Origin of the sequence: Nibrella saemangeumensis (assembly GCF_039541915.1) — a bacterium.
Taxonomy (GTDB): Bacteria; Bacteroidota; Bacteroidia; order Cytophagales; family Spirosomataceae; genus Nibrella; species Nibrella saemangeumensis.
In genome coordinates, this window is sequence record NZ_BAABHD010000084.1 from 605252 (window position 1) to 626386 (window position 21135).

Below are 21135 nucleotides of genomic sequence, written 5' to 3' on the forward strand. Positions count from 1 at the left end.
ATCAACACGTTATGCCGCTTACGAACAGATTTTGACTTGCCTTAAATCTGTGATTACCTTGAAGGAAATACCTGTAATTCGTTACCTGCCAGACCATGTTCAAGCGAGCTGACTCGATTCTGGGCCGTATCCTGTCTATCTTTTCGACGCTGATGATGCTCCTGGTTGTAGCGGTTGCTACCTACCTCATGTGGTTTTATTACCAGGACCGGCACCAGTTGCAGCGGTTCGAGAACGAGGGCAAGGTAGTTCAGATAAAGGTAGATGAGGTGGAGTGGGGACGGGAGGATACCTGGCTCGACAAACTGGGCAACAGCGTGTACATCCACTTCCGGTATCAAGGAAAGCCGTATACCAGCCGGTGGGTATTTGACACCAACTGGGTAACCAGGGGTGATCGCATCCCGATGATGTACCATGCTGGTTTCGATGCCTTCCGGCAGCCGGTGTATAATGCAGCGGCTCATTCGAGTCATATCCAGTCCCGGTTGATTCGGTGGAGCGGCATTCCCTTTTACCAGAAAGACAATGTGACCCTTGGTGGGCTGGGTATTCTGGTGACCGCGTTGGTGCTGCTTACCTGTAGTCTTTTCTTTCAACTGACCGGCTGGGAGTTGTGGCAGTGGATCGGGCGGTTTGTGGCGTTTGGGTTACTCATTGTCGGAACGATCTATTTCTCGTACGATAGCTGGCAATACTTCCGGTACTACCAGCAGATCAAACAGAATGGACGGGAGACGACCGTAGTGGTAGAAGCGCTCGACCGGTCGAGGATTGGACGAGGCAGCCGCCGACGATCCCGAACGTTTGATGGCGGATTTTATCATTACCGGGCGACCGTGCAGGACGGCGGCAAAAAGCGGGTCATTCCGATTGAAAAAGACGACTACGAAACGCTAAAGCCCGGCGATAGGCTAACGGTGTTATATGATACCGGCACGGATGATATGATGCCTAAAACCTATGGCCCCGACTACTGGCAGTTTGTGACACCTGTTTTCTTTCTGGTGGTTGCACTTGGATTTGTTTGGGTGATGATGAGACCGGACCGGAAACAGGTGTTGAAGCGTTATAAACTATAGGTGTGCAGCGCGGTTGTTCCTTATCCCGTTCAATACCCCGCTGCCTGCCCGTCCTTCCTTGCATCAGAAGCGCCCTGGTAGACTTTATTGACGGCATCGTAGAGGATGGCCTGGTAGCCGCCGTAGAGGCCGAAGGAGTAGCCGATCTTGTGGCCTTTCTTCATCAACTCCCGGATGGTCTCGTACGGAAAGCCAGACTCTAGAGTGATTAGGCCGGAGTCGGCCATGCGGTCGCCCATGGGTTCGGAGGAGCCCTGGTGGTCAATGCGGGGGGCATCACCGGATTCCTGAAGGTTCATGCCGAAATCGATAAGGTTCTGGATGATCTGCACATGACCGAGGGGCTGGAAACTGCCGCCCATTACGCCGAAGCTCATATAAGGCTGCCCGTCTTTGGTGATAAAGGCCGGAATGATGGTATGAAACGGCCGTTTGTGGGGGGCAAAGGTGTTGTTCTGTCCTTCCTGTAGGGTATACATCGCCCCCCGGTTCTGGAACACAAAGCCCAGACCGTCAGGGGCCATGCCCGAACCAAAATTCAGGTAAATGCTTTGGATCAGCGACACCATATTGCCTTCGCTGTCGGCGACGGTGAGGTAGATGGTATCGCCGTTTTTCAGCGCTGGATGGCCGGCTTCCGGTTTGCTGCCCGCCAGATTGGGGTTAATCAGCTTCCGGCGTTCGGCAGCATAGTCTTTGGAAATCAGCTGGCGGACCGGTATCTGGGCAAAGTCCGGATCGGCGTAGTAGCGGGCGCGGTCTTCAAACGCCAGCTTCTTGGCTTCGGTAAACAAGTGAACGTGTTCCGGGCTGCCCCATGAGATTTTAGAGAAGTCGTAGCCTTCCAGTATATTCAGCATTTGCAGCACGGTAATACCCTGACCGTTGGGAGGTAATTCCCAGACATCGTAGCCCCGGTAATTGGTCGAGACAGGGTCGATCCAGTTGGACGTATGCTCGGCCAGATCGCGGTAGCGGAGATAGCCGCCCGCTTTTTGCATAAACTGGTCAATACTGCGGGCCATGTCGCCTTTGTAGAACGCATCCCGGCCGCCTTTCGCTATTTTCTCCAGGGTACTGGCCAAGGCAGGATTGCGGAAAATATCACCCCGCTTTGGCGCTAATCCGCCCGGTGCATACGTGTCTTTGATGTTAGGCAGGTTGCCGAAACGGGTCAGCATATCGGGCCAGAATTCGGCGGCTTCGTCGTGCAGCGGGAAACCCTGACGGGCGTAACCAATGGCCGGAGCCAGCAGTCGCTCCATGGGTTGTTTCCCAAATTTCTTATGCAACTCAAACCAGCCGTCGACGCAGCCCGGCACCGATACCGACAGCGGGCCGTTGATGGGCACCCGCGTGAGTCCCCGTTTCTTAAACTCATCCAGCGTTAAGCCGTATGGCGAACGGCCGGAGGCATTCAGGCCGTAGAGCTTTTTCGTTTTCGCATCCCACACGATAGCAAACAGGTCGCCACCGATGCCGCACATATGCGGCTCCACCACGCCCTGCACGGCATTGGCCGCAATGGCCGCGTCGATGGCGTTGCCGCCCGACCGCAGCACCGCCAGAGCCGCCTGGGTAGCGAGTGGGTGCGACGTGCAGGCCATACCGTTCTGCGCCATCACCACAGACCGCGTAGCGAAGGCTTTGCCGCTGAGCCGGTCCTGAGCCAGGGCCGGGGACGTACTGTTATAACTGAGAACAAGCAGGAAAACGAGGGTTAGGTAACGCACGGGATCAAGCACATTAAGAAGGTAAAAAGCTGCAAAATAAGGCGGAGAGCCCATTAACCGCTAGATAAATATGAAAATAAAATGTTTGATGGAAATTAGGGCATTTCAAAATTTATATTCAATTTTACTCTCAATTCAAATCAATTCTAATGCAAACAGGTAAAGTAAAATTCTTCAATGAATCCAAAGGATACGGATTCATTGTGCCAGACGGTACTGGCGAGGACATCTTCGTACACGTATCGGGCCTTATTGACCAGGTTCGCGAAAACGATCAGGTTAAATTTGAGGTGGAGAAAGGCAAAAAAGGCCTAAACGCCGTAAACGTAGAACTTATCTAATCGAAAGATTCTGAATAAATCTTGGTTTACGTACGAAGCGCTGGCGAACTCACCAGCGCTTTTTGCTTTTTAGACAACTTTATTTTTTCGTATACACCCGTACCCAATCGACCTCCATAATTCCCTGATTTGCAATGTCACTAGTCGCTAAGTTGTTGAAGTAGAGGCCACCTACGGCTATATTCAGGGTGATTCGCTGTTTCTTGCCGAAGAGGTTTGGAATGTACCCGCCTGTTTTCTCATCGACCAGCTGACCGTCCAGATAAAAGCGTAGAAAGTCTTTCGTCCAAATCAATTCGTACACGTGATAGCATGACATCAAACTGGTGGACGTGTATATATGGGATTCTGCATTCTGGACCAGGTTGACATTGGCCCGCCTTCCGTAAAAGTAGTTGGTATGATATACCTGATGTTGATCGGCATTACCCCTCGCTTCCAGAATATCAATTTCACCATTCGTGGGCCAGTTGTCACCATACGACCAGAAAGCCGGCCACATCCCTGTACCGCTTGGTAGCTTGATTCGGGCCATCATTCTGACCTGACCTTCAGTACGGGTAGGCGTAAACATGGCATTGGATTCGATCCGGGCGGAGGTGAAGCTGAAACTTTTTGGTGTGGTATCCCAGGGGTGTGTGTCTCCGGTAACGGCGGTTGCCTCCCGGGTAGCAGTAATGATGGCGTTGTCACTGGCTACCGAAACGTTTTCGGGTCTATACAATTGGAGCTCGTTATTGAAGGCACCACTCTTCCAGGCAGTCCACTTCTCACCAGACGGCTTATCGCCGGTATCGAATTCATCGGAAAATACCAGCTTCCAGCCGTCATTGGGATTTGGATAATTAGCCGGGTTGAAGTCGCATTGATCCTGGGTCGTTGTGGTAGAAGCGGCAGCGGTTATGCGGGCCGATGCGTCGGACTGTACCTGAACCAGTTCCGGCGTTGCCTGGCAGTTCCAAAGAAAAATGGCACCCAGCAGGCTTAAGCCCGCTAATTGGCCCGATAGTTGTCTTAACATACGTATGATGGAGTTTTTGATAGTGCAAGAAAACCTATGTTTTGGAATAGTAAAGTAAAAAGATAAGAAAATGACTCAACGTAACAGCAAATTTGGATTAATGATCGGTGCCGCGCTGATGCTGGCATCGGTAGGGTGCCAGTCCGATAATTTTAAAGGCAGCGAAGAGAATGGATTTTCGGCGCTGCTGGAAAAGCTGAAGGTGTTTAAACGTGATAAACCGGAAGCCCAGCTCGCGCTTCGGCGGGTCAATAAATATGCTGATTCTCTTGGTATTGACACAACGAAATATAGTGTTGCGTATAACCCGACCGAGCCTATGGCTGGGGAAGATCAGGCAACGCAAAAACTGGAGTTGCTGCTGACGGAATTACGCTACGGCGACAAGATTCCGGGCCTGGCCTATCATGGACTCCGCAAAGAGGAGAAACTGGACACCGCCTGGGTACGGTCAATGGTAACGGCGGAGACTATTTCGGGTGATGCGCTGGTCGATGAAGTAAAGCGTTCTACTCAGTTTGAGCCGTATGCGCAGTTAGTGGGGCATTATCAACAACTTCGGGGAAATACATCATCGGACACGCTGAAGGCGATCAAACGGACGCTGAATTACTATCGCTGGCTGAACCGGTTTGACTTCGATCGCTTCGTAGTAGTGAATATTCCGGCGGCTGAACTGACGATATATGATAAAGCCGGTAAGCGCCTGCTGCCGATGCAGGTAATTGTGGGCAAACAGGATACCCAAACGCCGGTGTTTACATCGCACCTGAAAGACATTATTACGTATCCGTACTGGAACGTGCCTGAGAGTATTGCCACCAAGGAGATTCTGCCGAAGATGAGACGCAATGCGTCGTTTCTTGACAGCCAGAACATGCAGGTGGTGACCCAGGCGGGTAAAGAGGTGGATCCTTATGCTATTGACTGGGCCAGCATATCACCGGAGCAGTTTGTGAAAAAATACCGTTTCCGGCAGTCGACGGGTTGCGATAACGCCCTGGGGGTGATGAAGTTTAACCTGGACAGTCCGTTTGCTATTTATCTGCACGACACCAACAGCCGCGAACTGTTTTCAACAACGGACGACCGCTGGCGGAGCCACGGCTGTATGCGGGTGCAGAAACCGGTCGAACTAGCCAACTTTCTGCTAGGATCTGATAAATTTGATACTGGTTTTCTGGACCGGTGTATGATTGATCAGAAGCCCCGGACGTTCCCGTTACCAAAACCGTTTCCGGTATTCATAACCTACAACCTGGTGGATGTAGACGAACAGGGGCAACTGACCTTCTTTCAGGATGTTTACAAAGCCGCTAAGTAAGTAGACTTTTTAATATAGTCCTGGTCGGGGAAATAAACGAACAGGCAGGTGCCGCCCTTAACGGCATCGATAATTTTCTGAGAGACATCATTCGGTACCGCCGGACAGCCCTGGCTGCGACCCAGTCGGCCTGTTCGGCGGACAAAGTCTTCACACACATAATCGGCACCGTGCAGGACAATAGCCCGCTCATAAGCATTGTCATTGAAGCCTTTCTCCAGCCCCTTCAGCTTAAGCGAAACGCCATGCTTACCTACGTACGTACCCAGCGTCTTGTAGAAACCCAGGCTTGACTTATTGGACGAGTTGACATTGGAAAAGCTGCTGGCCATCAGTTCGCCGGTGTTGCGTCCGTGCGATACAAACGTATTAAACAGGAGTTTTTTGTTTTCCAGGTCGATAACATAGAGACGCTTCTTGGTAGAAGGCTGGCTCATATCAACGATGGATATTATAGGCTTGGCATCCATCTTCTGCAAGCCCCGCAGGGCATACTCGAATACTTCCCGCTTCAGACCGGTAGCGCCCAGGTGTAGATCATCGTAGGCCCGAAACCAGGCGGAAACCGATTCGCCGGGCACAACTGGTCGCTCAGCACGTACATAATGGGCAAATGAAGAAGGAGAGAGGGTTAACAGAGTTACTGACAGACAAAGAGATATCAAGGCTTTTTTCATAAGTCCGAAAAGAGTTTTATGTTTTCAGGTTGAGGTTATTAGTTTAACGCCAATTGTGTGGAATTAATTCTACAGACCAGCTATTTTTATGTCCTGCGGGCTAATTTAATTTAAGTTTAATGAATTTGCTGCAATTAAGTTTCTGTCTGCTCCAAAAAATTATTTTTCTGCCAGTTTACCGCTTTCAAGCCAGTCTGGCTGCTCCAATGCAACATCAGATATAATTTCTTCTCTTTTAATTCTTACAACCTGTAAAGGGTAGCTACATTAAAAAATCCTCTAATTTTAGGCTTTGTAACTTTTATTAACATTTTTATAAACCTATGACAAGTAACTACTACCACTGCTGCCAACGGCTGCTCCAAAGGACATGGCTGCTGGTATTGACGCTTCTGCTGACCGGCAGCGTATGGGCACAGACGCAACGCTACACGCTTTCCGGACGGGTAACCGATGCCAGCGGACAGGGCCTGCCCGGTGTAACCGTGCAGGTAGCCGGTACAACCATCGGAACAGCGACCGATGTGGACGGCAATTATTCGTTCGCTGCTAATCTCCGGCCAGGTACGTATACCCTGAACTTCAGTGCCGTCGGCTATGGACCCACTACGGCTACCGTTTCACTCGGTAATCAGGAAACGGTCACGACCAATAGCACCCTCCGGGAAGATATTCTGAATCTGGATGAAGTGGTGGTGACGGGTTCGACCATCCGTACTACCCGGCGTGAACTCGGAAATGCCATCAACACCATCCGGACGGAGAGTCTGACCCAGACCGGTTCGGGCGGCCTGCTGAACAGCCTTCAGGGTAAGATACCCGGTGCCCAGATTGTGCAGAATTCCGGCGATCCAGCCGGTGCTCTGTCGGTGCGGCTACGCGGGGTAAAGTCGCTGTCGGGCTCGTCGGACCCACTCTATGTCATTGATGGGGTCATCGTCAGCAACGCCAGCCAGAACGTTGCGCAATTGGCCCTAACGGACCAGATCGGAATTGCCCAGCCGGGCGTTAACCGACTGGCCGATATAAACCCAACTGACATTGCCAGTATCAACGTAATCAACGGAGCCGCAGCGGCCGCCCAGTACGGATCGCGGGCGGCTAACGGGGTAGTGCTGATTACGACCAAACGCGGTCAAACCGGTGCGCCCCGGTTGTCGTTTACCACCAGCGTCAGCGTCAACGAACTGCGGAAAGGCGTTCCCATCACCACCTATCCCAAGCAGTTCGGATTTGCCGGGTTGCGGCTACACACCATAGGCGGGATCTCGGCCACCCAGATCGCCAATAATCCCGGTGTAACGACAACTGGCATTGTTCGCGATGGCGTAACCACCCAGTTGGCAACCAATCTGGTTGATGTGCAGCGATACAACTATTTTGACCAGATTTTCCGGACCGGCTACGGCACCGACAATACGCTTTCCCTGTCTGGCGGGCGCGACAACACGCAGTATTACGTCTCGTTTGGCTACCTGTACAACGAAGGTATTGTAAAAGCAACCGATTTTTCCCGCTATAACCTCCGGGCACGGCTGGACCAGCGGCTGACCAACTGGGCCAAGCTGTCGGCGGGACTGAGTTACATCAATAGCCTGTCCAATGAGAAGGCCAACGGTAACGTATTCTATAGCCCCATCAACTCGGTTACCATCACCAACAACCTCTGGGATATTACCCAGCGTGACGCAGCCGGCAACCTCCAGGCTGTAGAACCAACCCGTGTAAATCCCCTGTCCACCATCGAGGACATGACATTCACGCAGGCCGTGAACCGGACCATCAGCGACGTGCAATTAAACCTCACCCCCATAAAGGGCTTGAGTCTCGACTGGATTGTGGGTGTCGATACTTACTCGCAACTCGGTAAAAATTACATCCGGCCGTACCCGTATCAGTCGGTAGCCCAGCTGCCGCTGGAGCGCTATCCGTTTGGTTACGCGGCCACCGTGAACAACCAGGTGATGCTGTTTAATTCTGATGTGAATGCCGGCTATGAGCGGAACTTCGGCGAAGAATTTAAACTGAATGTGATAGCCGGATTTAACTACCAGTTCAGTCAGCAGGATTTCACCCAGACCAACGGACAAAACCTGGCCCCGTTTATAGAAACGGTAAGCGGAGCGGCCAGCACCACGCTGCGGTCGGGCTACGGCCTGGACCGGTTTAACCTGAGCGGTTATTTCGGACAGGCAACGCTGGGCTTCCGCAACCTGGCGTTCCTGACGGCGGCCGTTCGTCGCGACCGGTCGTCTAAGTTCTCTCCGTCGGAGACCAACCAGATTTATCCGAAGCTGAGTGCCTCGTTTGTTGTTTCAGACCTGGATTTCTGGAAAAACAGCAGTCTGTCCAATTCCTTTAATGCCCTGAAGCTACGGGCATCCTACGGAGAAGCCGGTAACCTGTCGGGTATTGGGTCATATAGCCGGTTCTGGCAGTTTCAGCCAGTGGGCTTTCTGGGCCGTAATACCATTATACCCAGTTCAATCCTGGCAAACCCCCGCGTACGTCCGGAGCGGATGGAAGAAATTGAGGGCGGAGCCGACCTGTCATTCCTGAACAACCGCGTAAACCTGACCTTCACGGCTTATCACCAGCGTATCAAAGATCTGGTGGTGAACCGCGTACTGGCTCCGTCAACGGGCGGTTCCAGCATCGTTAATAACGTGGGAGAAATGGAGAACCGGGGGTATGAAATCTCGCTGGACCTGGTGCCGGTGCGGACCAAGGACCTGACCTGGAACCTGACGTTCCTGTACAACCAGAACCGCAACAAAGTGCTCTCGCTGGGTAGCCCCACCATTGCCATCAACAATGTTGCCGGCGCACCGGTTTTCCTGATCGAAGGACAACCCGCCAGTGTCTTCTACGGCTTCCCGTATGCGCGTAAAGAAAACGGGGAGCTCCTGCTGACCACGCAGAATCTACCGCAGCGGGAGCGGGGTACCCAGGTAAGTCCAACTGAGTATACCACCCAGCGTACCGCCGAACAACCCACCGGGGCATATGTGCTGAAGGTTATCGGCAACCCGAACCCAAAATGGACCGGCTCCTTCAATAGTGACCTGACCTACAAACGGGCGTCGCTCCACATCCTGCTTGATGCTGTACAGGGCGTTCAGGTGTTCAATGCCGACAAGCGTACCCGGGAGAACGTAGGTATAGGCGAACTGGCTGAGAAGGAAATGAAGGGTGAACTGCCACGGGGGTATATCTTCTCGATCGGAACCATTGAAGAGTTTCGGGTCGACAATGGGTCGTTCGTAAAGCTGCGGGAAGTTGGACTAAGCTACCAACTGCCCAATTTTGTGCGGGCGCTGAGCAACCTGAACGTGTCGCTGATTGGCCGGAACCTGATTTCTTGGGATAAATACAATGGCTTCGATCCCGAAACAAACGCCGGTGGCACATCGGATCTGCTGCGGGGTGTCGACTTCGGAAACGTACCCATTCCGCGTACGTACCGGCTCCAACTGTCAGCTACGTTCTAAGCCTTCATCGTCCAACAACTTTTGTCAAACATTCAGAATCTAATGAAACGATATATTTTGACAACCGGTCTCGTGGCCTTACTGGTTACCCAGAACGCCTGCCGGGAGGAATACCTAAATCCGAGTGCCGCCAGCGAGCAGCAGGTGGTCAACTCGCCCAGCGGACTGATCACGCTCGCAAACGGTATGCAGTTCCGCTATACAATAGGGCGGGAGGGAGCCCTCTATAATGCCGTAGCCGCCAGTGGCCTGACTACCCGCGAGCTGCGCGTGCTGAACGCCGGTAATACCGACGAACTGTTGCTGGAGCAGGGATATAACAGTGTTCAGGGCAACAATGCCGTCATACGGAACCTGTGGACCAGTAGCCAGTTGACCCGCAATACGGCCGATATCATTCTGCAGAACGTTGACCGGGTAGTGCAGGACCCCGGCACCCGAAGTGGACTCATTGCGTATGCATCCATTTTCAAAGCGCTGTCGCTGGGTACGCTGGCTCAGTTTTTTCAACAGGCTCCGATTGTGTCAGGCACCAATGCCCAGTTTGTGACCCGCGAGCAGTTGTTGCGGGAGGCCATCCGGCAGCTGGAAGCTGCCGCAACGCTGGTAGCTGCTACCCCGGTGGCGGCCAGTTTTACCAGCCAGATTGTGCCGGGCATCGATATTCCGAATACACTACAGGCCCTGATTGCCCGCTACAGCCTGTTCGTGGGTGATTACGACAAAGCCATTGCAGCCGCCGGGCGGGTCAACCTGACCACGCGCTCGTTCTTCTCGTTCGACGAGAACAGCCGCAATCCGGTGTTTGAAGTAGCTTTTAGCAACCGCAACGTTTTTGAACCGACCAACGCAACATTCGGTCTGGCCGGGGCCCTGGCTCCCGATGCGGCCGACCGGCGACCTGACTTTTATACCCAGTCGGCGAGCACGGCCCGTAACCTGGGTACCGGTTTTTATACCGCCAATAATGCGCCGGTTCCTGTGTATCTGCCGGGAGAAATGCTGTTGATCCGTGCGGAGGCTTACGCCCGCAAAGGAGACCTGGACAACGCCATTACCGAACTGAACCGGGTTTTGACCAAGACGACCGATGCCTGGGGTATCGGGGCTGGCTTACCAGCGTATTCCGGTCCGCAAACGGCCGAAGCTGTGCTGACGGAGATTTACCGCAACCGACTGATTGAACTCGCCTATATGGGTTTCCGACTGGAGGACAGCCGTCGTTTTACCCGGTCAGGGCCGGGCTCTGCGGTGCCGCAGACCAGTCAGGAGCGGAACCGGAACTTCCTGCCGTATCCGCAGACGGAACGTTTTAACAACAGCAGTACGCCTGACGATCCGACGAACTGATTGTAACCCCGTAACCCCCAACTCCCTGAAGGGGGCTTAGCTTCGCTACTTACCAATATTGACCAAGAGTTGACTAGCAGTAGATTAACTTCTGTTCAGAATACTTGATATAGCGGAGCTGAGCCCCCTTCAGGGGGTTGGGGGTAAATAAGACATTAACCATGTTCTCCTACGAAGAAACCATCCGTAACGAACTCAAAATCTGGCAGCAGAAAATGTTGAGTCCGCCATCGGCCCTGAACCGATTGTCCAAAGGTCTGCAACGACGGATGAATAACCTCATTCCGGATAAAGTGCACCAGGCTATCACGACAGCCATTAAACAAATGACGCGGGCCGTGTTGTTTGGGGCGGGTTATACGACGCGCCAGCCCCTCACCAACGTGTCGTTTGAGTTGCGCGAAGCGGCAGTGCGTGATCGGATTGCGTTCTACAAAAAAGCCGGAGCCGCCGAAGGGGGCGTTACCGGAGCCGGAGGTATCCTGCTGGGACTGGCCGATTTTCCGCTGCTGCTGAGCCTGAAAATGAAAATGCTGTTCGACGTTGCGACGCTCTACGGCTTCTCCGTCAGCGATTATCGCGAGCGACTGTACATTATGCACATCTTTCAACTGGCGTTTTCGAGCCAGGAGCGACGGCGGGAAGTTTATCTGCAAATGGAAAACTGGGCCGAACACTGCCAGCAACTTCCCGAAGACATTAACGAATTCGATTGGCTTACTTTCCAGCAGGAGTATCGCGACTATATCGACCTGGCCAAGATGGCGCAGCTTATACCCGGAATCGGTGCGGCCGTTGGCCTGGTTGTCAACTGGCGACTACTGGACCAATTGGGAACCACCGCCATGAATGCCTACCGGATGCGGTGGCGTGAAACGGACTTCAAGGTGTTAACTAATTTATAAGATTGAAGAAAAGCACTTACTCATTCGCCAGCCTACCTGACCTCCGCGCCATCGACTGGGCAATCACGCTCGCGGCAATCAGTTGCAGGGCGTGGTATACCATGATGGGTAACAGCACGATACCCACGACGGTTGCATCCGGAAACAAAACTTTGGCCATCACGCTACCCTGGACAAGCGATTTTTTGGAGCCGCAGAAAAGAGCCGTAATCCGATCCTCACGGTTAAAGCCCTGCAACGTACTGGCCAGGTGTGTAATTCCGTATACCAGAAAAAACAGGGCCAGCATCAGAACGCTCAGGGCGATCAGATCCCAGACACTATAACCGGCGAACATATCTCGGGCAAACGACTCGCAGAAGGAGGTATAAACGATGAGCAGAATCACCGACTGGTCGAAATAGCGGATGTATTTGCGATTACGCTCAGCAAAGCCACCGAAACGTTTGTTGAGCAGCAAGCCCAGGACCACTGGTAGCAGTACCTGAAGGGTGAGCTTGCCGATGACCGGCCAGAGGTCAAATTCCAGCGAACTGGTACTCATAAATAAGCCCATCCATAAAGGTGTGATAAACACCCCAATCAGGCTGGAAATACTGGCGTTGAAAATAGCCGCGGGCAGATTGCCCCCGGCAATAGAGACCATTACCACCGATGAGGAAACCGTTGAGGGCAAGGCGGCTACGTAAAAGGCTCCCAACCACAGCAATGACTGATTTTCGGTGGCAAACACCTTCCAGACAGCCAACACCAGCAGCGGAAAGACCAGAAAGGTAGTGACGTGTACCAGCAGATGCAGCCGCCAGTTACTCAGGCCGGCCCGCAGCTTGTCCAGGTTCAGCCGCAGCCCGTAAAAGAAAAAGATAAGCGTAACACCGTAATTGGCAATACGGGATAGTGAAAGCGGCCCCTCCTGAATACCACCCGCCGGCCATAGATAAGCCAGCAGGATCATACCGGCCACGGCCAGCAGGAATCCGTCCAGGCCGGCCCGCTGAGCCAGCGACCGAATCTGAGAAATACGGGAAGCAGTTGTCGTTTGGGTAGGTTCTCCGTCAGAGGTTCTCAACAGGGCAGCAAAGCCTTAGTTTTCAGACTTTTTGAGAGAGGTACCGAACAGGAACCGAATGCCTTTTTCAACCAGCGACTGCGGCTGGGAAGATTCAGTTAAGCCGGCATTGCGGGTGCGCTTTGGTATAAACCCACGGTCACCGAACCAGGTAAGGGACTGGCTGGCTTCGGTCTTTCCTTTTTCCCGGTCGTCGCATAGCGAATCATCGCAGGCCGAGGCTCTTGTAAAAGCGGCTGTACCAACGAACAGTAACGCGCAAAGTAGGACCTTTTTCATAGAGAGACAGATTGAGGTTTACGAATCAAAGATATAACGGTTACTTAAATGAAAAAATACCTCCGGTGGTGAAAAGGTAGTTTTTAGGGATGAACTGCCGTAAACCGGGTTCGAACGTCATTATTTGTGGATGAACGGTGTCGTATACCGGCTACCAACGACCGGTTCAGGCAGCTCAACCTGGAACCCAGGTAGATCGGGTGTGGACTGATTCCCCTATTCTGGGGCATAAAAACCACGCTTTGGCAAAAAACGGCGGGAGCGTGAACCAAACTCATAAAATTTTTATGTGTTTTTTTTGTAACCTGTTCATTATGAACGTTTTATTTTTTATAGGTTAATTTGAAGCCCTGTTTGTATATAGGCCTGAAGAGACTGATTCATAGTAAGTTAGTTTGCAGGCGAGGCTTCCCCGCTTCAAGTGAATTCAACGATAATACCCACCATGGATACGCGGACAGAGTAGTTGATGCGGTAGAAAAGAAGCTGTTTGCCTGCCTCTTCAGGGACTTTTGTGGCATGGAATTTTGATACTGGTCACCTGACAGACAGTAAACAACTTAAACAGAAACGTTATGAGAGCATTAACTTTATTCGCAGCTGTGCTTATTTCGATGAGCATGGCAGGATGTGCGAACCGGTCGGCGCAGAACGCCATTGTCAATACAGACAAGAAGTTAAATCATGATTTCAGTGGGTATCGCTCATTCGCCTACGCTTCTCAGGTCGATGATCGGCTTGATCCGGGTATGTACTTCCTGAATGACCTGGTGCTGAAGGATTTGGTGCGGGATGCGGTTTCGCATGAAATGGAAAGCCGGGGTTATAAGCAAAACCGCCAGGGAGCCGACCTGGTTGTAAATTTCCGGGTGTTTGATCAGCCTACCACGCTGCGTGGGTTTACCGGTTATGGCACTACGTACTGGGGCGACATGGAAGTTCGCCAGCCGGAAGATACGGCTTCTTTCCAGGTAGAGCGGGGAACGCTCATGGTTAATATGCTGGACCGGAATACTGGTGAGGTCGTATGGCAGGGATTTGCGTCTGGTTTGATGGAAGGTAACGAATTCATCCACGGTGAAGACAAAATTAAGCAGGCCGTTCATTTGATCTTTGAGAATTATCCTCAGGAAGCTGTTCCGGTAGAACGTCGCGTTCGTCGGAATGGTGAATAATGAACAGCAGTTTTAAGCAACAGTAAAGGCTTACCGATTCCTGGTAGGCCTTTACTGTTTTATGGGGAGCAGGATCGTGAATTTAGCGCCCTGACCCGGTGCCGAATCGGCTGAAATAGTCCCCTGGTGATTCTCAACGATCTTTTTACAGAGCGACAGGCCAAATCCAAGCCCGGTTGTATTGGGGTTCAGTTTTTTCTGAATCAGGAAAACATAGTCGCGGTAGCTGTTGTCGAATCCTATACCGTTGTCGGCAAAAATGATTTTGACGAAATCCACATATTTATACTTCTCTTTGGAAGACCGGTAGCTGTTGTGCTGAATGATGCTGCAGTTCAGGTTGATTCGGGTGTTGGTATCAAGGTCCGGCCGGTGAAACTTAATCGCATTGTCGATCAGGTTGTAGAATAGAAGTTCGAGTTGTTTTGGGTTCCCTTCAATGACCGGGAGGGCTTCTTTGTTGACCGTCAGATTCGTATAACCGGTATGCAGCGTTGCCTTTTTAACCGCGCTTTCGACGATCTGATTCAAATCAACTGACGTTGATGAATCACTCTCGATATCGATAGCCACAAACTCGCGCAGGTTGGTAATCATCTGCCGGATCTGGTGGCTGGCCTGAATCGTCCGGGCAATGGCTTCATTCCCTTTCGGGGTCAGGTTCGCCTGATTCTCCATCTGCAGGAGGTCCAGAAAAGTGGTGATCTTTCGCACCGGCTCCAGCAAATCATGCGAAATAAGCTTGTTAAACTGAATTAATTCCAGATTGCGCTGTTCCAGTTGATTAACCCGCCGGTCGAGTTCTTCCTTGTAGCGCTCCAGTTCCCGCTGGGCTTTGAGCAGTTCCTCGTTTTTCAGCAGGGCGTCTTCGGCCGTTTTGCGGGCCTGGAGAATTTCCTGTTCGTATTTCTGACGCTGGTACACCGGAATACAGGCACCGATGTTAAGCGGAGTTCCACCGTTTTCACGGCGTACGGCGTTAACCAGCACGGGAACTTCGGCGCGATCCTTATTGGCCAGCGAAATAAAAATTTCTTCGGCCCTGCCGTGAAGTTTGATTAGTGGAAACAGATGCGTCTGGTAAAAAATCCGGCTGGCCAGGGTCAGCACCGACTCTACCTTACGGCCGGTGAGTTCATCCGGGGTGTAGCCCAATAGCAAGGCCAGGGTCTGATTGACCTTAACAATAATCCCCTCATCCGTAAAAACGAAAAGCCCGCAGGGTGCTATATCCAGATAATCGTTGATTGGACCTTCGTCTATAGTCATACACGTAACGCTAATGGAACGACGGTTCCAGCCAGGCATTGATGACGTCGATGGTTTCCTCGGGGGCGCTCATGTGCGGACAGTGCCCCGTCGCCTGGAGGACCCGCAGCGTGCTGCCGGGGGTATACCGGTGCATATAGTCACCAACTTCCAGCGGAGCAATCAGATCGTCGGAGCATTGCATAATGAGCGACGGCACTTTTACTTTAGCCAGATCCTGCCGGTTATCCGAGAAAAACGTTACCTCCGCAAAACGGCGGGCAATTAAAGGGTCCGTGGAACAGAAACTATCGCTAAGCTCCTGACCCAGTTCCGGCCGGTCGGGGTTCTTCATGATGACCGGTGCCAGGAAATTGGCCCAGCCGATATAGTTTTTCTCCATCGTATCGAGCAGTTCCTCAATATCTTTTCGCTCAAAGCCACCGAAATAATCGGCTCCGTCGTTAATATAGCGGGGTGAAGGACCCACAAAGATCAGTCGCTCAAACAAGTCCGGCTCTTTAATGGCGGCCAGCAGGCCGACCATACTGCTGACAGAGTGGCCGACAAAAATGACCCGGCGAAGATCAAGGGCTTCGCAGATATCGAGTACATCCTGGACGTAACCGTTCAGATTACCGTACCGGTCGGCATTATAGGCCGACAAATCTGATTTGCCGGAGCCGACATAATCGAACAATATAATTTTGTAGGTATCCTGAAACGAGGGCGCTATATACCGCCACATGTTCTGGTCGCAGCCAAAACCATGGGCAAAAAGCATGGGCTGGGTTCCGTTGCCAAACACATGTACGTTGTTTCGCGCAATAACGGTATTATTCATGGTAGTAACGTGAGTACATTAACGAGAGGCAATATACGTTCATTTTGCCAAAAAAAGAGGCCGGGACACCCAGCCGCTTTTCTTCAGAAATAATCTTATTTTGTGGAGGAAGTTAGTAGTTACACTATAGTTGATGATGAACGACCGATTTAAGACATGGCTCCGGCGGGTTGGCTGGGCAGGCTTTCTTTTCTTTCTGATCAAAGGGCTGCTCTGGCTCATTATACCTTATTTAATTGCTAAAGGGGTTTTTTCCCGGTAAAACAACAGCAATAAAAATGGCACAGTCCGAATACCATCGTTTGCTGGGTGTATTTCGTAATCCAGCCGTCCGGCAGGAACTCCGCACCCTCGACCCGGCGCGGGATTACGAGCGCATGGTCCAGTTGCTGATTGGCTACGAATTTCCGTTTGACATAAACCGGGCGCTGGAACTAGCCCTGTTTCATACCTTCGCCAGTCCGCGTATTTCTGCCCTGACCCACCGGACGGGTGAGTTTGAACACCACGGCCAGCGCCGGTACGACGATACCTCCATTCTGATTGCCCGGTTCATCCAGGATGGTCTCGACAGCGAAACCGGTCGCCGGGCTATTGAGCACATGAACCGTATTCATGGGTTTTACCGGATAGCCAACGAGGATTTCTTGTTCGTGCTGTCAACGTTCATTTTTTATCCCATCAACTGGGTCAACCGCTATGGCTGGCGTCAGCTGACGCCCCATGAAGAACAGGCATTTTACTACTTTTTCCGGGAGGTGGGCCGGCGGATGCACTTACACGATATTCCAGAAAGCCTGGACGCATTCCGGGTCTATACCGCTGCTTACGAAGCTAGCCATTTTCGGTATGCCGAAAGTAACCGGAAAGTGGCCGACGCCAATGTGCGGGTGGTGGAGGGCTGGTTTCCCCGATTTTTACGCCCCGTTGTAAAGCCGGTGTTTGCTGCGCTTATCAGTGAGCCCCTGCGTCAGGCTTTTGGATACCAGTCACCGCCGGGATGGTTCCGGGCAGCGCTGGAAGGCGCACTCTGGCTGCGGAAGTGGCCTCTCCGCTGGCTTACGTTCAAGCCGTATCCTACCCTGATTGAGAATACCTTCCACCATTCTTACCCGAAAGGCGTGCCGGACATTGAAGCCATGGGACCCGAAAAGCTGCTGAGCCGGATGAATGAGGCTCCGCCTTCTACAAAGCAGTAAGACACCCCCCGGTGGTCTGTACCAAACACTTCGCACGGCTCCCGGTTAACTGTGAACAACAAACTACACCAGCATATGGCACAGAGCAACCGGTTTTATGCACCGAACAGCGGGGAAGGCGGCCGGGGCGGAACCATCAACGACAGCAGTACCTCAAAACAGCGGTTTGCCGAGGGAAGGGGTACTACCGGTGGGGGTGGAACAACCAATGGCGGCAAAGCAGGACACCGGCGACAGCAAACCGGTGGACGCGGTAGTACGACCAACGATACAACGACCTCAAAACAGAAATTACCGCAGGGCGGGGGCACCACCGGCGGAGGAGGGACGTCTGAGGGGGGCGGCCACACCACGCAAAGCTCCACGGAAACAGGCATTCCGGGAGGGTCCAGCTAGACGGTACTGGCAAGAGCCAGGACCAGCGCCGAAATCAGGGCTGGTCTTTTTGCGGATGATCAGGAAATTGTAACTTTCGCAATCAAGCCTTTCGAACCGACTTATGCGCAGTCCTGTCAAACGTTATTCCCTAGCCATAGCCATTCTGATTGTAAGCTTTTTATGGGGCGTAGCCAGCAGTTGCCGGCTGAACCCTGATAGCCTGACTTCTCGGGACTCCGACGCCGGAGCGAGGGTAACCGCAGCTGCTGCGACTGGTAGCGTTGAGTTCTGGCTGACTACCCCCGATAAATCAGCGTTGTTTACCAAACAGGCTACAAATCTGGTATTCAGCAATACCACCAACCGCTACCTGACTATCGACGTCGACACAACCCAGACGTTTCAGTCGATCGACGGATTTGGGTTTACCCTGACCGGCGGCAGTGCTTATGTTATCAACCGGATGAGTACCGCCAGCCGCGACGCGCTGTTAACTGAGCTGTTTGGCACTACGGGTAACGCCATTGGAATCAGCTACCTGAGACTCAGCATCGGCGCGTCGGACCTCAGCCCGTCGGTCTTCTCGTATAACGATATGCCGGCCGGACAAACCGACCCTAACCTTACGAATTTCACCCTTGACATGGAACGACCGGACCTGCTGCCGGTACTGAAGCAGATTCTGACGATTAACCCGGCTGTTAAGCTGGTGGCTACTCCCTGGTCACCGCCGACCTGGATGAAAAGCAACAACAGTTCGGTTGGCGGCACCCTGAAGCCGGAGTATTACGGCTCTTACGCTAACTATTTCGTAAAATACATTCAGGCCATGAAAGCGGAGGGCATTGCCATTGACGCCATTACTGTCCAGAACGAGCCGCTGAACCCGAACAACAATCCGAGCATGTACATGACGGCCGCCGAACAGGCCAGCTTTATCAAGAACAACCTGGGTCCGGCTTTGAGAACCGCCGGCCTGACCACTAAAATTATCCTGTACGACCACAACTGCGATAACCCGAATTACCCCATCGCCATCCTGAACGACCCGGCCGCTAAGCAGTATGTCGATGGCTCCGGCTTTCACCTGTACGCCGGCGACATCAGAGCCATGTCTCAGGTACGCAACGCTCATCCTGACAAGAACCTGTATTTCACGGAACAGTATACCGGCACGAACGGCAACTTCGGCGGTGACCTGAAATGGCACCTGAAAAATGTCGTGATTGGATCTGCCCGCAACTGGAGCCGGAATGCGCTGGAGTGGAACCTGGCTACCGACACCAATTATGGCCCGCGTACCCCTGGCGGCTGCACCACCTGTCTGGGAGCCCTGACCATCGGGACCAGCGTGACGCATAATGTATCCTACTACATCATTGCCCATGCCGCCAAATTTGTCCGGCCGGGTTCCGTGCGCCTGGGTTCCAACGTGCCAGGTACCTTACACAATGTTGCGTTTAAAACGCCGGACGGGTCAAAAGTGCTGATTGTTTTAAACGAAGCCCGCAATTCACAAACCTTTAACATCAGGTTCCGGGGCAAAATTGTTTCTACCACACTAACCGGTGGGGCCGTGGGTACCTATGTCTGGAAATAGCCAATGGCGCTAAACTGCTTTACCCGACTACCCCGGCCAGGTGGTTTTTCCGCCAGAGCCACCCCAGGTACAGTGTTGCCAGCAGCGCCAGCACCGCCGACACCCCAAAAGAAGCTTCCATTCCCAGTTCCAGGTGGTTGAACAGATAGCCTGACAGAACGGCTCCGATACCGATTCCGGCTTCCAGCGCAATATACATGGTAGCCATCGCCCGGCCGCGAGTGCCTTCCGCGCTAAGGTCGGCCGTCCAGGCCTGTACGGTTGGGCTGTTCATTCCCCACGACATACCAAACAGGATACCGGCTGCGTAAAACAAAACCTGGTTGTCGGCGAGGGTGAGCACGGCCATTCCGGCCGCCAGCACCGCCGTTGATACGGCCATGACCGGCACCCGGCCATAGCGGTCTGAGGAGCGCCGGAAAGTAAGGCGGATGACCAGCGACGCAATGGTGTAGACGGTAAAGAAAAGACCTTTGTTGGTGATGCCCAGGGAACTGCTCAGCGCCGGGGCGAGGGTCAGTACCGCGCCCGATGAAAACGACTGGAGCAGCAACACGATAAAGGGCTTGGTTGCCTGTTTATCAAAGATCTCTTCTTTTTTCAGCTTTAGGAGGCTCAGTCGGAACGGCTGCTGATGGTCCAGCGTCTCGGGCATGCGGAGCAGAATCAGAATGGAAAGCAGCGCAAAAACCGAGGATATATAAAACAGGGCATCCATGGAGTAGGCGTCTGCCACCCAACTGCCAATGGCCGGCCCCAGCGACATACCCGTAGCGGTAAACAGGCCCAGGGCACCCATGGCTTCTCCCCGCCGGTCGACAGGTACCACGTCGGCCACGTAAGCAGCTGTTGCGGTAGGCTTGGTGCCTGTAGAAAAGCCGTGGAGCAACCGGAGCATCAGGAAGCCCCAAACGGTAAGCAGGTAGGGGTACAGAAAACCACACAGAAAGCAGACCACCGACCCAAATGCCATGACCGGCACCCGGCCGACGGTATCGGTGATTTTACCGCTAAAAGGGCGCGAAACACCGGCCGTGAACGTAAACAACGCAATAATTAACCCCACATATTCCCGGCCACCCAGCCCTATAAGGTAATCGGGAAGTTCAGGAATCAGCATCTGGAAACTGGCTGAGAACAGAAAGTTACTCATACAGAGCAGCCAGAAAGGAAGGGTATAAAGCGTTGAACGGGTGGAGGTAGTCGTACTGGTAATCATATTTCCCTGCAAAGCCAAAGCCGCATCTAATCGTTTAGTGAGCCAACTACGGGCTGCCCGCTTTAGTTTCCGCAGCGCCTTCACTGATTAGGAAACGGTCAGAAAGGTTTTAAAAATCCAGATAATTCTAACGCCAGTGATACGGCGGCTGCCGGCGATTAAAAGCAAGGTCCCTGCAGGTGCATACGTTATAGAGGCAG

At 52.8% G+C, this 21135-nt stretch carries 18 protein-coding genes; 10 read left to right on the forward strand and 8 right to left on the reverse strand.

Annotated elements, in window-relative coordinates; translation table 11 throughout:
- Positions 1 to 95 precede the first annotated feature (95 nt).
- Positions 96 to 1082, forward strand: coding sequence for a hypothetical protein (locus ABD949_RS30115; RefSeq protein ID WP_345250187.1), 987 nt, complete (start codon positions 96 to 98; stop codon positions 1080 to 1082).
- A 29-nt stretch (positions 1083 to 1111) separates the two neighbouring features.
- Here ABD949_RS30115 and ggt read toward each other — a convergent pair whose 3' ends face one another.
- On the reverse strand, positions 1112 to 2815 hold the full coding sequence (ggt, locus tag ABD949_RS30120; RefSeq protein ID WP_425576822.1) for a gamma-glutamyltransferase: 1704 nt from the start codon (positions 2813 to 2815) through the stop codon (positions 1112 to 1114).
- 149 nt (positions 2816 to 2964) lie between these two features.
- Here ggt and ABD949_RS30125 point away from each other — a divergent pair, with 149 nt between their 5' ends.
- On the forward strand, positions 2965 to 3156 hold the full coding sequence (locus tag ABD949_RS30125; RefSeq protein ID WP_345250190.1) for a cold-shock protein: 192 nt from the start codon (positions 2965 to 2967) through the stop codon (positions 3154 to 3156).
- A 79-nt stretch (positions 3157 to 3235) separates the two neighbouring features.
- Here the strand turns inward: ABD949_RS30125 and ABD949_RS30130 are convergent, their stop codons facing one another.
- Positions 3236 to 4177 (reverse strand): glycoside hydrolase family 16 protein, encoded by a 942-nt coding sequence (locus ABD949_RS30130; RefSeq protein ID WP_345250192.1) that lies wholly within the window; start codon positions 4175 to 4177, stop codon positions 3236 to 3238.
- Between the two features lie 70 nt (positions 4178 to 4247).
- On the opposite strand from ABD949_RS30130, the gene ABD949_RS30135 reads away from it, so the two are divergent.
- Positions 4248 to 5501 carry a L,D-transpeptidase family protein gene (locus ABD949_RS30135; protein ID WP_345250194.1) on the forward strand — a complete coding sequence of 418 codons (1254 nt, stop codon included), beginning with the start codon at positions 4248 to 4250 and terminating at the stop codon, positions 5499 to 5501.
- Here the strand turns inward: ABD949_RS30135 and ABD949_RS30140 are convergent.
- Complete coding sequence (locus tag ABD949_RS30140) at positions 5483 to 6178, reverse strand: murein L,D-transpeptidase catalytic domain family protein (protein ID WP_345250196.1); 696 nt, start codon at positions 6176 to 6178, stop codon at positions 5483 to 5485. The two genes, ABD949_RS30135 and ABD949_RS30140, sit on opposite strands and share 19 nt — an antisense overlap.
- 323 nt (positions 6179 to 6501) lie before the next feature.
- Here ABD949_RS30140 and ABD949_RS30145 point away from each other — a divergent pair, with 323 nt between their 5' ends.
- The 3 genes from ABD949_RS30145 to ABD949_RS30155 all read left to right on the forward strand — a co-directional run bounded on the left by ABD949_RS30145 (position 6502) and on the right by ABD949_RS30155 (position 11924).
- Complete coding sequence (locus ABD949_RS30145) at positions 6502 to 9669, forward strand: SusC/RagA family TonB-linked outer membrane protein (protein ID WP_345250198.1); 3168 nt, start codon at positions 6502 to 6504, stop codon at positions 9667 to 9669.
- A 42-nt stretch (positions 9670 to 9711) separates the two neighbouring features.
- A complete protein-coding gene (locus tag ABD949_RS30150) occupies positions 9712 to 11019 on the forward strand; it encodes a RagB/SusD family nutrient uptake outer membrane protein (protein ID WP_345250200.1) in 1308 nt (435 codons plus the stop codon).
- A 161-nt stretch (positions 11020 to 11180) separates the two neighbouring features.
- Entirely contained in the window at positions 11181 to 11924 is a 744-nt protein-coding gene (locus ABD949_RS30155; protein ID WP_345250202.1) for an EcsC family protein, read from the forward strand.
- A 16-nt stretch (positions 11925 to 11940) separates the two neighbouring features.
- Here ABD949_RS30155 and ABD949_RS30160 read toward each other — a convergent pair whose 3' ends face one another.
- The gene (locus ABD949_RS30160; RefSeq protein ID WP_345250437.1) at positions 11941 to 12945 is read right to left on the reverse strand and encodes a bile acid:sodium symporter family protein; all 1005 of its coding nucleotides are present in this window, start codon (positions 12943 to 12945) and stop codon (positions 11941 to 11943) included.
- 63 nt (positions 12946 to 13008) lie between these two features.
- The gene (locus tag ABD949_RS30165) at positions 13009 to 13272 is read right to left on the reverse strand and encodes a hypothetical protein (protein ID WP_345250205.1); all 264 of its coding nucleotides are present in this window, start codon (positions 13270 to 13272) and stop codon (positions 13009 to 13011) included.
- Between the two features lie 575 nt (positions 13273 to 13847).
- Here ABD949_RS30165 and ABD949_RS30170 point away from each other — a divergent pair.
- The gene (locus ABD949_RS30170) at positions 13848 to 14447 is read left to right on the forward strand and encodes a DUF4136 domain-containing protein (protein ID WP_345250207.1); all 600 of its coding nucleotides are present in this window, start codon (positions 13848 to 13850) and stop codon (positions 14445 to 14447) included.
- Between the two features lie 51 nt (positions 14448 to 14498).
- On the opposite strand, the gene ABD949_RS30175 is transcribed toward ABD949_RS30170, so the two are convergent.
- Both ABD949_RS30175 and ABD949_RS30180 read right to left on the reverse strand, forming a co-directional pair.
- Positions 14499 to 15716, reverse strand: coding sequence for a sensor histidine kinase (locus tag ABD949_RS30175; RefSeq protein WP_345250209.1), 1218 nt, complete (start codon positions 15714 to 15716; stop codon positions 14499 to 14501).
- Between the two features lie 10 nt (positions 15717 to 15726).
- The gene (locus tag ABD949_RS30180; RefSeq protein WP_345250210.1) at positions 15727 to 16539 is read right to left on the reverse strand and encodes an alpha/beta fold hydrolase; all 813 of its coding nucleotides are present in this window, start codon (positions 16537 to 16539) and stop codon (positions 15727 to 15729) included.
- A 278-nt stretch (positions 16540 to 16817) separates the two neighbouring features.
- Here ABD949_RS30180 and ABD949_RS30185 point away from each other — a divergent pair, with 278 nt between their 5' ends.
- The 3 genes from ABD949_RS30185 to ABD949_RS30195 all read left to right on the forward strand — a co-directional run bounded on the left by ABD949_RS30185 (position 16818) and on the right by ABD949_RS30195 (position 19716).
- On the forward strand, positions 16818 to 17738 hold the full coding sequence (locus ABD949_RS30185; RefSeq protein ID WP_345250211.1) for an oxygenase MpaB family protein: 921 nt from the start codon (positions 16818 to 16820) through the stop codon (positions 17736 to 17738).
- 75 nt (positions 17739 to 17813) lie between these two features.
- Positions 17814 to 18134, forward strand: a complete 321-nt coding sequence (locus ABD949_RS30190; protein ID WP_345250212.1) for a hypothetical protein — start codon at positions 17814 to 17816, stop codon at positions 18132 to 18134.
- Between the two features lie 103 nt (positions 18135 to 18237).
- Positions 18238 to 19716 carry a glycoside hydrolase family 30 protein gene (locus tag ABD949_RS30195; RefSeq protein ID WP_345250213.1) on the forward strand — a complete coding sequence of 493 codons (1479 nt, stop codon included), beginning with the start codon at positions 18238 to 18240 and terminating at the stop codon, positions 19714 to 19716.
- Between the two features lie 19 nt (positions 19717 to 19735).
- Here the strand turns inward: ABD949_RS30195 and ABD949_RS30200 are convergent, their stop codons facing one another.
- Positions 19736 to 20935: an MFS transporter gene (locus ABD949_RS30200; RefSeq protein ID WP_345250439.1), complete on the reverse strand. Its 1200-nt coding sequence runs from the start codon at positions 20933 to 20935 to the stop codon at positions 19736 to 19738.
- Between the last annotated feature and the right edge of the window lie 200 nt (positions 20936 to 21135).

Coding starts and splice junctions, on each gene's coding strand:
- ABD949_RS30190 (WP_345250212.1), top strand. CDS start 17,814: ATGGCACAGAGCAACCGGTTTTATGCACCGAACAGCGGGGAAGGCGGC.
- ABD949_RS30150 (WP_345250200.1), top strand. CDS start 9,712: ATGAAACGATATATTTTGACAACCGGTCTCGTGGCCTTACTGGTTACC.
- ABD949_RS30165 (WP_345250205.1), bottom strand. CDS start 13,272: ATGAAAAAGGTCCTACTTTGCGCGTTACTGTTCGTTGGTACAGCCGCT.
- ABD949_RS30140 (WP_345250196.1), bottom strand. CDS start 6,178: ATGAAAAAAGCCTTGATATCTCTTTGTCTGTCAGTAACTCTGTTAACC.
- ABD949_RS30130 (WP_345250192.1), bottom strand. CDS start 4,177: ATGTTAAGACAACTATCGGGCCAATTAGCGGGCTTAAGCCTGCTGGGT.
- ABD949_RS30115 (WP_345250187.1), top strand. CDS start 96: ATGTTCAAGCGAGCTGACTCGATTCTGGGCCGTATCCTGTCTATCTTT.
- ABD949_RS30145 (WP_345250198.1), top strand. CDS start 6,502: ATGACAAGTAACTACTACCACTGCTGCCAACGGCTGCTCCAAAGGACA.
- ABD949_RS30200 (WP_345250439.1), bottom strand. CDS start 20,935: ATGATTACCAGTACGACTACCTCCACCCGTTCAACGCTTTATACCCTT.
- ABD949_RS30180 (WP_345250210.1), bottom strand. CDS start 16,539: ATGAATAATACCGTTATTGCGCGAAACAACGTACATGTGTTTGGCAAC.
- ABD949_RS30195 (WP_345250213.1), top strand. CDS start 18,238: ATGCGCAGTCCTGTCAAACGTTATTCCCTAGCCATAGCCATTCTGATT.
- ABD949_RS30185 (WP_345250211.1), top strand. CDS start 16,818: ATGGCACAGTCCGAATACCATCGTTTGCTGGGTGTATTTCGTAATCCA.
- ABD949_RS30135 (WP_345250194.1), top strand. CDS start 4,248: ATGACTCAACGTAACAGCAAATTTGGATTAATGATCGGTGCCGCGCTG.
- ABD949_RS30155 (WP_345250202.1), top strand. CDS start 11,181: ATGTTCTCCTACGAAGAAACCATCCGTAACGAACTCAAAATCTGGCAG.
- ABD949_RS30175 (WP_345250209.1), bottom strand. CDS start 15,716: ATGACTATAGACGAAGGTCCAATCAACGATTATCTGGATATAGCACCC.
- ABD949_RS30125 (WP_345250190.1), top strand. CDS start 2,965: ATGCAAACAGGTAAAGTAAAATTCTTCAATGAATCCAAAGGATACGGA.
- ABD949_RS30170 (WP_345250207.1), top strand. CDS start 13,848: ATGAGAGCATTAACTTTATTCGCAGCTGTGCTTATTTCGATGAGCATG.